Here is a 14,238-nt window from a genome sequence, read left to right as displayed (position 1 = left end):
AAACCGGTCACCCCTGTTCCTGCATCCGTCGGGCGATCGCCCGATGCAGATCAGGAGCCGCGGCGACCAGCGCATTGGCTGCTTCGGATTGCGGATGATCCAGCACCTCGCTGGTCTTGCCGCGCTCGACGATCTTGCCGTCATGCATGACCAGCACCTCGTCGGTGATGGCACGGGCGACGGTCAGGTCGTGGGTGATGAAGAGATAGGCGATGCCGAGCTTCTGGTTGAGCTCGGCGAACAGATCGAGGATTTGCGCACGGATCGAGACATCGAGCGCCGAGACGGGTTCGTCGGCGACGACCAGCTTGGGGCGGGTGATGATGGCGCGGGCGATCGACAGGCGCTGGCGCTGGCCGCCGGAAAATTCGTGCGGGTATTTGTCCATGTCGCGCTGGTCGAGGCCGACCTCGTGCAGCGCGTGCGCCACCATCTCGCGGCGCTCGGCGCGTGGCGGTTTCTTGTCCAGCACATGCAGAGGTTCCGCGACCAGTTTTTCGACCTTTTGGCGTGGATCGAAGGAGCCGTAGGGGTCCTGGAAGACAACCTGCATGTCGCGCCTGGCCGGCTTCAATTCGGCTTCGCCCTTGCCGGTGATGGTTTCGCCGCGAAATCGGATCGTGCCCGAGCTGGGCTTGTCGAGCGCCAGGATCATGCGGGCAAGCGTGGACTTGCCGCAACCGGAGCGGCCGACCAGCGCTACCGATTGGCCCGGCGCCATCGACAGCGATACGTCGTCCACGGCGCGGATCGGTGCGGCGCGCCTGAACAGAGAGGTGCGCCGGCCCGGATAATCGCGCGTCACGCCTTCGACCTCAAGCAGCGGCTTGGCCGATCCGACGGCGTGAACCTTGGCGCGCGCCGGCACATGCATCGAAGCCTGCGCCAGCTGGCGCGTGTAGGGGTGGAGTTGCGCCGACAGCGTGCGCGCCGTGTCGCCGGCCTCCATCACCTCGCCATGGCGCAGGATGGTGATGCGGTCGGCCATCTCGGTCACCACCGCAAGGTCGTGCGAGATCAGCAGCAGGCCCATGCGGCTCTCCGCGACGAGATCGCGCAAGAGGTCGAGGATTTGTGCCTGCAGCACCACGTCGAGCGCCGTCGTCGGCTCGTCGGCGATCAAGAGCTTGGGTTTCAGCGCGCAAGCGATGGCGATGACGACACGCTGGCGCTGGCCGCCGGAGAGTTCATGCGGATAGCGCGACAGCGGGAATTTTGCTTCGGGCAGGCCAACCCGGTCGAGCATTTTTCGCGCCCGCTCTTCAGCCGCCGCGCGCGTGGCCTTGGTGTGCCAGCGTATGCCTTCGGCCACCTGTTCGCCGATGGTCTTGACGGGATTGAGGGCCGTCATCGGCTCCTGGAACACCATGCCTATGTCGTCGCCGCGCAGCGCGCACATCTGGTCCTCGGTTGCTCCGAGAATGTCGATACCGTCGAAGGTGACGCGACCGGTGGCGCGAGCGGCGTGTGGCAAGAGCTGCATGAGCGTCAGCGCGGTCATAGATTTGCCGGAGCCGGATTCGCCGACCAGCCCCATCACCTCTGCGGGCGCGACGGAGAGTTCGACCCCCTTCAGGATCGGCGTGTCGCCGATCGCCAACGACAGGTTCTCGATCTCCAGCAAGCTCATCGCTGCCGCCGCGATTTCGGGTCGAGGATGTCGGCGATGCCGTCGCCCAGCAGGTTCAGGCCGAGCACGGTGATGACGATCGCCATGCCGGGAAAGATCGCCATCCACGGCGCCACCACCATGCGCGTCTGGGCGTCGAACAGCATGCGGCCCCAGCTCGGCATCGGCGGCTGCGCGCCGAGGCCGAGATAGGAAAGCCCGGCTTCGGCCAGGATGCCCAACGCGAACTGGATAGTGCCTTGCACCAGCAGCAGCGTGGCAATGTTGGGCAGCACATGTTCGATCGATATCTGCGTGCTGCTCTTTCCCGCGGCACGCGCGGCAAGGATGAACTCGCGCGGCCAGATCGCCAGCGCGCCGGCGCGGGCGACGCGGGCAAACACCGGAATGTTGAAGATGCCGATGGCGATGATGGCATTGACGGCGCCCGGCCCGAAAATGGCGGTGATCATGATCGCCGACAGCAGTGCAGGGAAGGCGAAGACGAGATCGTTGATGCGCATCAGCGCCTCGTCGACCAAGCCGCCGCGCGCGGCGGCAAAGGCGCCGAGCGGCACGCCGATGCCCATGCCGATGCCGACCGCGACCAGCGCCACGGCGATCGAATTGCGGGCGCCGACCATGATCATCGACAGGATGTCACGGCCGAAATGGTCGGTGCCGAACCAATGCGCCAGCGAGGGACCTTGCGTTTTGTCGGCTATGACCAGCTTTGTCACATCGTACGGCGTCCAGATATAGGAGACGAGCGCCATCGCCAGGATCAGCAAGGTGATGACGAAGCCGGTTACGAAAGCGGTGTTCCTGAAAGCCTTGGCCAGGATGGAGCTGAACGTCTCTTCGGGGATGTCGATGTGCAGCGTCATTGCCGGCTTCTCAGGCGCGGATCGACGACCGCATAGGAAAGGTCGACGACGAGGTTGACGGCAATGACGGCGGCGACCAGCAGCATGACGACGCTTTCAACGACGATCAGGTCGCGCTGGGTGATCGCCTGGAACACCAGACGGCCGAGGCCGGGCAGATAAAAGACATTCTCGATGATGATGGTACCGGCGAGCAGGAAGGCGAATTGCAGGCCGAGAATGGTTAGCACCGGGATCATGGCGTTGCGCAGTGCGTGCCGCCACAGCACGGCGCGATAGGGCAGGCCCTTGGCGCGGGCGGTGCGGATATAGTCCTCGTTCAGCACCTCGATCAGCGCCGAGCGGGTCACGCGCGCCAGGATCGCCGCCTGCGGCAAGGCAAGCGCGATCGCCGGCAGCAGCAGCGATTTCAGCGCCGGCCAGATGCCGGCGCCCCAGCCGGGAAAGCCGCCGGCCGGTACCAGTCGTAGCCAGACGGCGAAGACGTAGATCAGCATCAGTGCGAACCAGAAATTGGGCACGGCGACGCCAAGCTGTGCCGCACCCATGGAAATCGTATCGCCGGCTCGTCCACGCCGGCTGGCGGAAAACAGGCCGACGGGAATGGCGATGAGGGTGGAGAGCGCGAGCGCGATCAGTGCCAGCGGCAGAGACACGGCTAGCCGTTCGCGCACGAGATCGATGACCGGCACGGAATAGGTGTAGGAGCGGCCGAAATCGAGGCTGAGCAGGCCGCCGGCCCAGTGCAGATAGCGCAGGGCAAGCGGCGCGTTGAGACCCATCTGGTTGCGCAGGAGTTCGACCTGGTCGGCGCTGGCGTTCATGCCCAGCATCAGCCGCGCCGGATCGCCTGGCAGGATTTCGAGCACTGCGAACACCACGATGGAGGCCAAGACCAGCGTGGCAAGGGAGATGGCCAGGCGCTTGAGGAGATAGGCGGTCATCCGTTCCAACGTGCCGGAAAAAGGCAGGCTCCGGAAGCCGTTTTGCTTCCGGAGCCACTCATTTCTCGGAAGGGCGAAATCAATCGGACCACTTCACCTTGGTCAGGTCGTTGGCGGGAATCGGTGCGTTTTCCCACAGCCCTTGCAGCTTGGCGTCCCAGACCCCGACCTTGGGCAGTTCGTAGAGGAAACCGACCACGGCATTGTCGGCCAGGATCTTCTGCGCTTGCACATACAACTCCTTGCGCTTGGCCTCGTCGGACGTCAGTTCCAGGTCGGCAATGACCTTGTTGAAGGTGGGGTTGTCGTAATTGAAGTAGTAGTCCTTGCGGGAGTAGATATCGATGTCGTTCGGCTCGGTATGGGAGACGATGGTCAGGTCGTAGTCCTTCTTGGTGAACACCTGGTCCAGCCACTGCGCCCACTCGACGGGGATGATCTCGAGGTCGATGCCGACATCGCGGAGCTCCGAGGCGATGATCTCGCCACCGAGCCGTGCATAGGACGTCGGCGGCAGCTTCAACGTGGCCTTGAAGCCGTTCTCCAGTCCCGCCTCCTTGAGCAATTCCTTGGCCTTGGCCACGTCGTGCGGATAGCGGCCGGTGAGGTCGACATAATATTTATTGGCCGGCGACATGTGCGAGCCGATCGGCAGGCCAAGCCCGGCCGAGGCGCCGTCGATGATCGCCTTGCGGTCGAGCGCGTAGGAGATCGCCTGCCGCACCTGCAGCTTGTCGAAGGGTGGCTTCTTGTTGTTGATGGACAGGATGGTCTCGCCTTCGGTCGCGCCGACCACGACCTTGAAGCGCGGATCATCCTTGACCTGAGAAACGCTGTCGGGATCGAAGAAGGGGAAAGCCTGTATGTCGCCGGACAGCAGCGCCGGCACCGCCGCCGCGGCATCGGGAACGATGCGGAACTCGACCTTTTCGAGGAAAGCAGGGGCGCCCCAGTAATGGTCTGTTTTCACCAGGGTGACCGATGAACCCTTGGCCCAGCTGTCGAATTTGAAGGGGCCGGTGCCAACAGGCTTTTCCTTGTTGGTGTCGGCGGACTTCGGCGACACGATCACCGCGTCGCCCCAGCCCATATTGTAGAGGAACGAGCCCTGCGGGTGGGTGAGCGTCACCTTCACGGTGGCGGGGTCGACCACGTCGACCTTGTCGATGGCGGCAAACAGCTGCTTTTGCGCATTGAGGGAGTTTTCCGCGCGGGCACGGTCGAGCGAGAACTTCACGTCGTCGGCGCTGAAATCGGCGCCGTCGTGGAATTTCACGCCGGTGTGCAGCTTGAAGGTGTAGACCTTGCCGTCATCGGAGATGGTCCAGCTTTCGGCGAGATCCGGCAGAACCTCGCCATTGGGGCCGATCCGGGTCAGGCCCTCGAACACATTGGCGTAGGTGACCTCCCTGATCGCCGCGGCCGCTCCCGCCGTCGGGTCGAGATGCGGGGGTTCAAGCGGAATGCCGATGACGAGATCGGTCCGGGCGGCAAACGCCGAAGTGGCGGTTGCGAACGCCAGCACGGCAGCGGCCAGAAGGGTCTTCCAAAGTTTCATCGCTGAACTCCCAATGTGCTCAAATGCTCAAGCCGGCGGATAGAAGCGTGATTTCGCGCGGGAGTAAATTGCGTTTCGTGCTGTCGCATCGCGCCAGGAGAAATGTTTTTGCGCTTGAGGCCGCTCATCCAGTTGTGCCGCGCAGCAGCACGTTGAGCCCGATCGCCATCACCTTGGCCGATTCCACCATGTCCTCTATGCCGACCCATTCGTCCGGCCGATGGGCGAGGTCGAGAATGCCGGGGCCATAGGCGATGCAGTCGTAGATATGGCCGATGCGGGCTATGTGCTTCTGGTCGTAGGTGCCGGGCGAGATGACGTAGTCGGGCTCACGGTCGAAGATGGCCATGATGCCTTGCGCCACCGCCTTGACCACCGGCGCATCGCGCTCGGTCATCAGCGGCAGTACCTCCATCAGGTCGCGGATCTCATAATCGAATTTTTTGCGCTCGCGCTTCAGCCGCTCGAGAATACCGGTCACTTCGCCTTTGACCGTGGCGAGATCTTCCTCAAGCAGGAAGCGGCGGTCGATGGTCAGCCGGCAGGAATCGGGCACGTTGGGCGAGGGCAGGCCGGGCCGGAAATCCTCTGTCTGGCCGCCATGGATGGAATTGATGTTCATGGTCGAGCGTTTTGCACCTTCGGGCACGACCGGCATGCGCGTCATCTTGCGGTCGAGCGCCGGGAACAGCTCGTCCTCGAAAGCCCTGAGCACGGCGCCCATATGGCGCACTGCATTGTCGCCGAGAAACGGCATCGAACCGTGCGCGATCTCGCCCTTGGTCTCGATCTCCGCCCACCAAACACCGCGATGGCCAAGGCAGATGCGGTCCTTGTTGAGCGGTTCGGGGATGATGACGTGGTCGACCCTGGGTTTCGAGAAATAGCCGAGCTTGGCCAGATGGGCGACGCCGCCGAAGCCGCCGGATTCTTCATCGACCGTGCCCGATATTTCGATGGCGCCGGGAAAGTCGGGATAGACTTCCATGAAGGCTTCGGCGGCGATGATCGAGGCGGCCAGGCCGCCCTTCATGTCGCAGGCGCCGCGGCCATAGACCCTGCCGTCCTTGACGATGCCGGCAAAGGGATCGACGCTCCAGCCGTCGCCAGCCTCGACCACGTCGATATGCGAATTGAAATGGACGCAGGCACCGGGCGAGCGGCCGTCGAAACGGGCCATGACATTGACGCGCGGGTAGCGATCGGTGTCGCCGGGCGTGCCTTCGGCGCGGATGAATTCGGTCTCGAAGCCGCGCTTCTTCAGCCGCGCGCCGATATATTCGGCGCATGGCCGGTAGGCCTCGCCAGGCGGATTGATGGTCGGAAAACGGATGAGGTCGGCGGTCAGCGCGACGACTTCATCGCGCCTATCATCGATTGCTTGAAGGAGTCGTTCGTTCATCAGCAGAGTTGAGCAAAGAACGACGTTGCATTGCAAGCCCGCCAGCAATCAAGTCCGTGCGACGTGTCGTTGCGGCAACTATCGCGGGAAATCGTTCAAATTCGCTGCTTCGGATTGGGGAATTGATCAAGGAGTGTGTGGTATCCCGTTCACCTGCCATTAAAAAGATGAAAAACATCGTGAGGGCAGACAGGTAAGGGCAATCAAAGGGGTTTGGTCGCATGAAGAAGTCTTTTCTAGTCGCAGCGGCGATGTTGGCAACCGCGCTGTTTGGTGCGCCGGCCGCAAGCTACGCGGCCATGTTGGAAGCAAATATCGACGTGTCGTCGCAGACGATGACGGTCAGATATGGCCTGGAGGTCTATCGGTGGACCGTGTCCACCGCGCGCCCCGGCTATTTCACGCCGCGCGGCACGTACCGGCCGCAGCGCACGGCGCGGATGTGGTATTCGAAAAAGTACCATATGTCGCCGATGCCTTATTCCGTGTTCTTCCACGGCGGCTATGCCATCCATGGCACGGGCGCCGTCAGGCAACTCGGCCGCCCGGCCTCGCATGGCTGCGTGCGGCTGCACACGGCCAATGCTGCGGCCTTCTATTCGATGGTGCGGGAAGTGGGCTTCGGCAATACGCGCATTGTGGTCACGAACTAGCAGCAAACGCGAATTCTCGTTGCCGGGCCGGAGCCCGACGCGAGACTTTCTACTGATGGCAACAACAATCGGCCACGGTTTTACCTGTTCCGATGTCGGCAGCTATTGCCGAGGGATATGGGGTGTGCTTTCCATGCCATCGCCTGACTGAGGACAATCAGCAGACCGGGCGGTTTGAATTATTAGAGTTTGCTTAAATATTGCAGGCGGTCAATCGGTTCGCCGGGAAACTTGCCATTGCGTGCCGTTGCCGGAATTGAAGATGCATCCCCAGCCAGAGACGGACGATCGTGTTCCCAGTCGGCCCGCCGGGGTGCTCATTCTTGGCGGGGCGCACGGGACGCTGGCGCTGGCCAGGAGCTTGGGCATGCAGAAGGTGCCCGTCTGGCTGGTGAGCAACGACACGCCGTTGCCCAGCTTTTCGCGGTATGCCCGCCGGACAATGACGTGGCCGGGTCCCGATGACGATGGTGCCGTGGCCTTCCTGCTCGATCTGGCCAAGGTTCAGCGGCTTGACGGCTTTCTGCTGATCGCCGGCGGTGACCCCGAAGTTCGTTTTGTATCGCAGTCGATCGACCGGCTGTCCGCCGTATTCGACGTGGTGCTGCCGCCATGGCAGCAACTGAAATGGGTTTGTGAAAAGCCGCTTCTCTACCGCCGGGCGCACGAACTGGGGCTTGCCGTTCCGTTGACTTATGAGGTCACGTCGCTTGAGCAGGCGGCGGCAGCCGAGCTTCGCTTTCCTGTTATCCTGAAGCCGAACATGGGCGGGCGCAGCCGTTTTGCGCGCGCCAAGGCCGTTCTCACCCATGATAAGGCATCGTTTTTGACAGCCTTCAGATGGGCTGCCGAAGAAATCGGCAGTGAGAATGTCGTCGTTCAGGAATTGATATCGGGTGGAGGAGAGGGGCAGTTCTCCTACGCGGCGCTCTGGAACGAGGGCGCGCCGGTGGCGGAATTCACCGCCCGCCGCACGCGCCAATATCCGGTCGATTTCGGCTATACCAGCACCTTCGTGGAGGTCGTCGACGAACCGCAATTGATCGAGGCTGCGCGCCGGCTGCTTGGGTCGATCGCGCATCACGGACTGGTCGAGGTCGAATTCAAGCGCGACGCGCGCGATGGCTCGATGAAGGTGCTCGACGTCAATCCACGACCCTGGACATGGTTTGGGCTGGGCGCCGCCGCCGGCGTCGATCTCGGCGCCATGCTTTGGGCAATCAAATCGGGCCAAACGGTAAAGACAGCTGCTGTGCGGCACAATACGTCCTGGATGTATCTGGTTCGGGATATTGTGGCGGCCGGCAAGCTGATCTCGAGCGGCCGGCTGACGAAGCGGGCCTATTTCAGCTCATTTGCCAAAGTGCGAGCGTGGGCGACATTCCAAGCAAAGGACCCGATGCCGGGTCTGATCGACGTGCCCTTGACGGGCTGGCGAGTGCTGACGCGGCGACTACTTCGGCTGTTGTGAGCAAGGCAATACCTGGCCTCTCTTTCCGCAATCTTAACCGGGCAATGTTTAGGACGGCGGCGTGACTGAGTGAGTTCCACGGCTGCAGAAACCGACAGGCGAGACCACTGAGATGACCGCTCCCATGCCCAGGACCGACTGCGAGGTGGCCGTGATCGGTGCTGGTCCTTTTGGGCTGGCCGTTGCGTCTTCCCTCAAGGCGACAGGCGTCGATACGCTCACACTCGGCGGGGCGATGTCGTTCTGGCGCGATCACATGCCGAGAGGCATGCGGCTGCGCTCGCCCTGGCACGCGACCTATATCGGCTACGCGAAAGGTCCGCTCTCGCTCGATTCCTACGCGAAAGTCCTCGGAATTTCGCCCCGTGAACCGCTGCTGCTCGAAAACTTCGTCGACTATGGATTGTGGATCCAGGCCCAGGTGGTTCCGGATCTGGACACGCGCAGGGTAGGCCGCGTTGAGAAGGCGGACGGCGGATTTCGTCTGGCGCTGGTTGACGGCGATGCCGTCAAGGCGCGCCGCGTCGTCGTTGCCACCGGCCTGATGAACCAGCAGCTGATCCCCGCCGTCTTTGACGGAATTCCTCGCGAACTGGTCAGTCATGCCAGCGAACATACTGGTTATGAGGCCTTCCGTGGCAAGCGCGTCGCCGTCATCGGGCGGGGGCAAAGCGCCTGTGAATCCGCGGCGCTGCTCAAACGCAGCGGGGCCGATGTCGAGCTCATCTGCCATGGCGACATCCATTGGCTGGGGTATCGGGCGCTGTCGGGAAAGCAGAGCTGGAGCTTGCGCGACTTTCTTTCGGAACGGCTCGCATCGCCTTCCAGGGTCGGCCCGTTCCCGATTTCCTGGCTGGTCGAAGTCCCAGGCTTCGTGCATCGGTTTCCGGAAGCAGCCCGGGCCGGGCTCAACCGGCGCAGCCTCGGCGCCGGCGCGACGGGCTGGTTGAAGCCGGATTTCGACGGCATAAAGGTCAATGCCGGCAGCAGGATCATCAGTGCGTCCGCCAAGGGCAATGCCATTGAACTGCGGTTCGAGAAGGGTGCCGCCACCTTCGATCACGTCCTGCTCGGCACGGGCTACCGGATCGATATCGCCAAGCTCGGTCTGTTCGCACCCGACACGCTTGCCGCGATTGCACGCCGGGAGGGATTGCCCCTGCTTTCCGCGGGATTCGAATCCAGCATCCCCGGCCTGCATTTCGTCGGCGCCAGCGCGGTCGGCAGTTTCGGCCCGCTGATGCGGTTCACCGCCGGCACACCGTTTGCCGCGCGCACGGTCGCGCGTTTCATTCAAAGAGCCAAGGACAGAAGCTACACTGCTGCCTGAACCTGAAACACCGCATAGTCGATCGGCCGGATCGCATCGAGGAAGCCGGGCATCGCCGGCACGGACAATTCCCTGAAAATACCGGTATCGCGGATTGCGGGCTTCGCCCAGTCAATGGCGCGGTGGCTCGAGCTTCCGTAGACGACGACACAATCCCGCGGGTGGCGTTCGAGCGACGACACGAGATTTTTCAGCACGATATCGAAAACGTCCTTTGAAAAGGGGTTGTAGAAATAGACCACCAGGGGCACTCCGGGAAAATCGTAAGCCGCCGCATCGGCCTCGACGACGCTGAGGGCCCGGCATTTCTGCGACGGATCCCTGAAACGCTCGAAGTTGCTTCGGGCGATGTCCACCAATTCCCTAGCGAACTCCACGCCGATGATCTCCGCGAACGGATATCGCGACGCCAGCAAAAGCGTTCGTGATTTTCCGGAGCCGATGTCGATGAATGCATGGTCATGGAGATCGCGGGGCAGCGACTTCATGATGAAATCGAAGGTTCTGGGCGACGTGCAGACGGCTTCGTTGCCCTTTGCGCGGTGCGGCCCGACGACAGTCAGCGCACCGAGCTGGATCGAGCCGGCCGTATCGACGCCGTGCCGGCGATCCCATTTCCGGGCGAGACGGTCGGCCAGGATATGCCTGATGTTGCGCCGGACAAAGCCAACGCTTGCGCCGAGCCCATGCCGGTGAATGAGCCTTATTGGCTCCAGCAAGCCATGCTGACGGAGATGGGACCATACTCGGCCAAGACGACCGACCGAACGATCTTCGAGGCCATCCCGATCCAGACGCGGCATCTCGATATTCGTCATGCCACGGGCTCCATCCCAGTCGATGAACATCTCCTGGGGTATCTGCACCGCGCCGGTTTAAGATTCCCTGACCAGTAAAGTTACGAATGTCTGGATCGTAGGCCCATGAGTCCCGGAAATGGCTGCGGCAAACACTCCAGCGTGCGGGGTCAGCTGTTCGCGGCCGGCGCCTTTGCCTGCGCCCGCCTTCTGCGCCGCCAGTTGGTGATCTCCCACCTTTTGTGGAACCACATCCACTGGCCGGGATCCTCGCGCACCCAGCGCTCGACCACGTCGTTCAGCATCTGGGTGGTGGCGTGGACGTCGACGCTGCCGTCGGCGGTGCGCGGCAAGACCAGCTTGTCCTCGATCTCGAGCCGGAAGCGGTTGCCCGGCAATCTGATGCAACGCGCCGGATAGACGTCGCAGTTATAGTGGCGGGCAAGAGTGCCGAGCACGCGGTTGCTCTGGCAGGGACGGCCGAAGAAGGTCGTGTCGAGGCCATTGGAGAATTTCTGGTCGACGAGGACGCCGATATTGCCACCATTTTCCAGCACTCCGGCCAAGGCGAATGAGGCGCCGGCCATCGACGGCAGCAGCGATCCCATGGTCGAGCGCCGTGTCGAGAGGATGTAGTCGGCGAGGTAGGGGTTGTTGGGCGGGCGAAACAGCGCCGTGATATTCATGCCGAAGGTTGCCGCCGCCACTGGCAACAGTTCGAAATTGCCGAGATGTCCGGTGAAGACGATGTGCGGCTGCTTTTCGGCGGCGATCTCAACGAAATGCTCTGTTCCCTTGACCTCGACGCGGCCGGGCTTGCTGGCGGCTGGGTCATAGTCGAACAGGGCGTCGAGGAAGATGTATTCGGCGGCAAGGCGGGCCATGTTGCCCCACATATCGGAGGCGATGGCCTGGATTTCGTCCTCGCTCTTGTCCGGATAGGCCTTGCGCAGATTGTCGATGGCGACCTGATGACGCCCCACCCTGGGGCCGATCAGGCGCGCCACGCGGTCGGCGAAATTCAGCGCGCTGTCGGCCGGCAGCAGGCGCAGTATCGAGATGATGATCATCGCCGCGCGGGCAACCAGCCAGTAGTTCAGCTGGCGCAGTTGCCTGCCGTAGCGATATCTCAAATCCCGGCGAAACTTCTTGAACACAGGCTTTAGCCGACGCGCAGGATGATCTTGCCGAAGACGTCGCGGCCTTCCATGCGCTTCAGCGCGGCATCGATATCGCTGAAGCCGACCTCGGTGTCGATGACCGGTGCGACCTGTCCGGCCGCCATCTTCTGCATGGCGTTGGCCATGTTCTCCATGCGGCAGCCGAAGGATCCCAGCAGTTTCAATTGCTGCTGGAAGAGCTGCATGAGATTGATCTGCGTCGACACGCCCGAGGTCGAACCGCAAGTGACCAGGCGGCCGCCGCGCTTCAGGCACAGCATCGAGCCGGCAAAAGTGTCGGCGCCGACATGTTCGAACACGACATCGACGCCCTTCTTCCTGGTCAGCTTGCGCACGACGCCTTCGAAACGGTCGTCGCGGTAGTTGATGACGTGGTCGGCGCCCAGCGCCTTGGCCTTGTCGATCTTGTCGTTGGAGCCGACCGTGGTGATGATGGTGCAGCCCATCCGCTTGGCCAACTGGATCGCCGCGGAGCCGATGCCGGAGCCGCCGGCATGGACGAGGATGGTTTCGCCGGGCTGCAGCTTGGCATTGTCGAACAGCATGTGCTCGACGGTGCCGAAGGTGACCGGCGCGACAGCAGCGCCGATGTCGGTCACGCCGGGCGGGGCCGGCACGAGCAGGCGCGCCGGCAGGTTGATCTTCTCCTGTGCGAAGCCGTCGAGATGGAAGCCGTGGACGCCGGAAACATGTTCGCAGAGATTGTCGCGGCCTTCGCGGCAGGCGCGGCAAAGGCCGCAGGTGCGCGCGCCATAGATCGACACCAATTGTCCGGGCAGCAGGCTGGACACGCCGGGACCCACCGCCTCGACCTCTCCGGAGGCTTCGGCGCCGACGACCAGCGGCAGCTTGCGCTTGGCGAAGGCCATGCCGCGCCAGCCCCAGACGTCGATATGGTTCAACGCCACCGCCTTGATGCGCAGCGTGACTTCGCCGAGTGCGGGTGGCGGCGGGGGCGGCAGGTCCACCGTTTCAAGACGGCGGTCCTCGATAAGTTGCAGTGCGCGCATAAAACCTGCCGGTTCTGTTCTAAAGCGCGTTGCGCTTTAGTTCGTTGTTTTATGCATGTCGTGGTCGCAAAACCGAGTTCACTTTTGCGCGACATGCATTGGCGGAAGCGCTCGCTTAGACCGGTTCCCGTGCCATGACAAGGCAAGTGTTCTGGCCGCCGAAGCCGAAGGAGTTCGACAGAACGCTGCGAACCTCGGCGTTGCGCTTCTTGTTGGGCACCACGTCGAGCACGATCGCCGGGTCGGGATTGTCGTAGTTGATGGTCGGCGGAATGACGCTTTCACGCATCGTCATCAGCGAAAACGCCGCCTCGACGGCGCCCGCCGCAGACAGGGTGTGGCCGATCATCGACTTGTTCGACGAGACCGGCATAGAGCTTATGCGCTCGCCGAACACGGTCGACAGCGCCAGATGTTCCATCTTGTCGTTCTCGGGGGTCGACGTGCCGTGGGCGTTGACATAGTCGATCTCGTCTTCACTCAGGCCGGCATCGTCGAGGGCGGCGCGAACCGCGGCAATGGCCGGCGAAGCGTCCGGCTTCGAGCGGGTGCGGTGGAAGTCGTCGGCCTTCTCGCCGCAACCGCCCAGGACGCCAAGAATAGTCGCGCCGCGAGCCAATGCCGCCTCAAGCGATTCCAATACCAGCGCCCCGGATCCCTCGGCCAACACGAAGCCGTCGCGATCCCTGGAGAAAGGCTTCGATGCCTTTTCGGGAATGTCGTTGTGCGTGGAGAGTGCCGAAAGCAATGAGAAACGGATCAATGCCTCGGCGGTGGCGGAACCGTCAGCGCCGATCGATAGCGCACGGTCGCATTCGCCGCGTCGGATCGCCTCGACACCGAGCTGGATCGCGGTGGCACCTGAAGCGCAAGCCGTCGACAGGGTGATCGGCAGACCGCGTGTGCCAAGGCGGTCGGCAAGGCGATCGGCGATCGAACCGAACTGGGTGGTCTCGAAAATATCCAGCTCTTTCAGGCTACGCGCCACCCGAAGCAGTCTTTCGGCGGCGGTGTCATCCTTGTCCTTGTCAGAATTGTAGAGCGAGAAGCGCTCGGCCCAGTCGAGTTCAACCGGCGGCGATGCGAGGAAGAGCGGTCCGCCGAAATCGCTGGAATTAAGACCGGCTTCAGTCACCGCTTCGAGGCCAGCAAGCTCGGCTAGCTCATAGGTGAGCGGGCTGGCACCTTTCGAACTCGACGGCAGGAAATCGACCATGCCGGAGATGCGGGTGTTCAGTTGATCGATGGGAAAGCGGGTGATCGGGTGAATGCCCGACTTGCCGGAGGTCAACGCCGCCCAATTGTCTGATTTGCCGACGCCAAGCGATGTGACCACGCCGATGCCGGTGACGGCGACGATTGGCCTGCCCATGTGATCGTTCAGATTGGCCATCCG

The 14,238-nt window shown here is 62.7% G+C and carries 13 protein-coding genes; 4 read left to right on the top strand and 9 right to left on the bottom strand.

What is annotated here, in order from left to right; translation table 11 throughout:
- Positions 1-7: 7 nt before the first annotated feature.
- The 5 genes from AC1D05_RS06385 to AC1D05_RS06365 form a co-directional block, all read right to left on the bottom strand.
- Positions 8-1,630: an ABC transporter ATP-binding protein gene (locus AC1D05_RS06385; protein ID WP_477439270.1), complete on the bottom strand. Its 1,623-nt coding sequence runs from the start codon at positions 1,628-1,630 to the stop codon at positions 8-10.
- Positions 1,627-2,496 carry an ABC transporter permease gene (locus AC1D05_RS06380; protein WP_477439268.1) on the bottom strand — a complete coding sequence of 290 codons (870 nt, stop codon included), beginning with the start codon at positions 2,494-2,496 and terminating at the stop codon, positions 1,627-1,629. The genes AC1D05_RS06385 and AC1D05_RS06380 overlap by 4 nt, the downstream gene beginning before the upstream one ends.
- The gene (locus AC1D05_RS06375) at positions 2,493-3,440 is read right to left on the bottom strand and encodes an ABC transporter permease (RefSeq protein WP_477439266.1); all 948 of its coding nucleotides are present in this window, start codon (positions 3,438-3,440) and stop codon (positions 2,493-2,495) included. Before AC1D05_RS06375 ends, AC1D05_RS06380 begins: the two co-directional genes overlap by 4 nt.
- A 79-nt stretch (positions 3,441-3,519) precedes the next feature.
- A complete protein-coding gene (locus AC1D05_RS06370; RefSeq protein WP_477439264.1) occupies positions 3,520-4,998 on the bottom strand; it encodes an ABC transporter substrate-binding protein in 1,479 nt (492 codons plus the stop codon).
- A gap of 124 nt (positions 4,999-5,122) precedes the next feature.
- The gene (locus AC1D05_RS06365; protein WP_477439262.1) at positions 5,123-6,400 is read right to left on the bottom strand and encodes an acetylornithine deacetylase/succinyl-diaminopimelate desuccinylase family protein; all 1,278 of its coding nucleotides are present in this window, start codon (positions 6,398-6,400) and stop codon (positions 5,123-5,125) included.
- Between the two features lie 221 nt (positions 6,401-6,621).
- On the opposite strand from AC1D05_RS06365, the gene AC1D05_RS06360 reads away from it, so the two are divergent.
- The 3 genes from AC1D05_RS06360 to AC1D05_RS06350 all read left to right on the top strand — a co-directional run bounded on the left by AC1D05_RS06360 (position 6,622) and on the right by AC1D05_RS06350 (position 9,854).
- Complete coding sequence (locus AC1D05_RS06360; protein ID WP_477439260.1) at positions 6,622-7,053, top strand: L,D-transpeptidase; 432 nt, start codon at positions 6,622-6,624, stop codon at positions 7,051-7,053.
- Between the two features lie 241 nt (positions 7,054-7,294).
- The gene (locus AC1D05_RS06355; RefSeq protein ID WP_477439259.1) at positions 7,295-8,524 is read left to right on the top strand and encodes a carboxylate--amine ligase; all 1,230 of its coding nucleotides are present in this window, start codon (positions 7,295-7,297) and stop codon (positions 8,522-8,524) included.
- A 112-nt stretch (positions 8,525-8,636) separates the two neighbouring features.
- Positions 8,637-9,854, top strand: a complete 1,218-nt coding sequence (locus tag AC1D05_RS06350; protein WP_477439257.1) for an NAD(P)-binding domain-containing protein — start codon at positions 8,637-8,639, stop codon at positions 9,852-9,854.
- Here the strand turns inward: AC1D05_RS06350 and AC1D05_RS06345 are convergent.
- Complete coding sequence (locus tag AC1D05_RS06345) at positions 9,839-10,342, bottom strand: class I SAM-dependent methyltransferase (protein WP_477439255.1); 504 nt, start codon at positions 10,340-10,342, stop codon at positions 9,839-9,841. The genes AC1D05_RS06350 and AC1D05_RS06345 overlap by 16 nt on opposite strands.
- Here AC1D05_RS06345 and AC1D05_RS06340 point away from each other — a divergent pair.
- Positions 10,310-10,750 carry a hypothetical protein gene (locus AC1D05_RS06340; RefSeq protein ID WP_477439253.1) on the top strand — a complete coding sequence of 147 codons (441 nt, stop codon included), beginning with the start codon at positions 10,310-10,312 and terminating at the stop codon, positions 10,748-10,750. The two genes, AC1D05_RS06345 and AC1D05_RS06340, sit on opposite strands and share 33 nt — an antisense overlap.
- Before the next feature lie 71 nt (positions 10,751-10,821).
- Here AC1D05_RS06340 and AC1D05_RS06335 read toward each other — a convergent pair whose 3' ends face one another.
- From AC1D05_RS06335 to AC1D05_RS06325, 3 genes are all read right to left on the bottom strand, one after another.
- The gene (locus AC1D05_RS06335; protein ID WP_477439251.1) at positions 10,822-11,808 is read right to left on the bottom strand and encodes a lipid A biosynthesis lauroyl acyltransferase; all 987 of its coding nucleotides are present in this window, start codon (positions 11,806-11,808) and stop codon (positions 10,822-10,824) included.
- Between the two features lie 5 nt (positions 11,809-11,813).
- Entirely contained in the window at positions 11,814-12,842 is a 1,029-nt protein-coding gene (locus AC1D05_RS06330) for a zinc-binding dehydrogenase (protein WP_477439249.1), read from the bottom strand.
- A 115-nt stretch (positions 12,843-12,957) separates the two neighbouring features.
- Positions 12,958-14,235 (bottom strand): beta-ketoacyl-ACP synthase, encoded by a 1,278-nt coding sequence (locus AC1D05_RS06325; RefSeq protein ID WP_477439248.1) that lies wholly within the window; start codon positions 14,233-14,235, stop codon positions 12,958-12,960.
- Positions 14,236-14,238: the final 3 nt, after the last annotated feature.

Source organism: Mesorhizobium sp. P2_E9 (assembly GCF_056403815.1).
The sequence above is the reverse complement of the archived record's forward strand: the minus strand, read 5'-3'. Positions and strand labels throughout refer to the sequence as shown.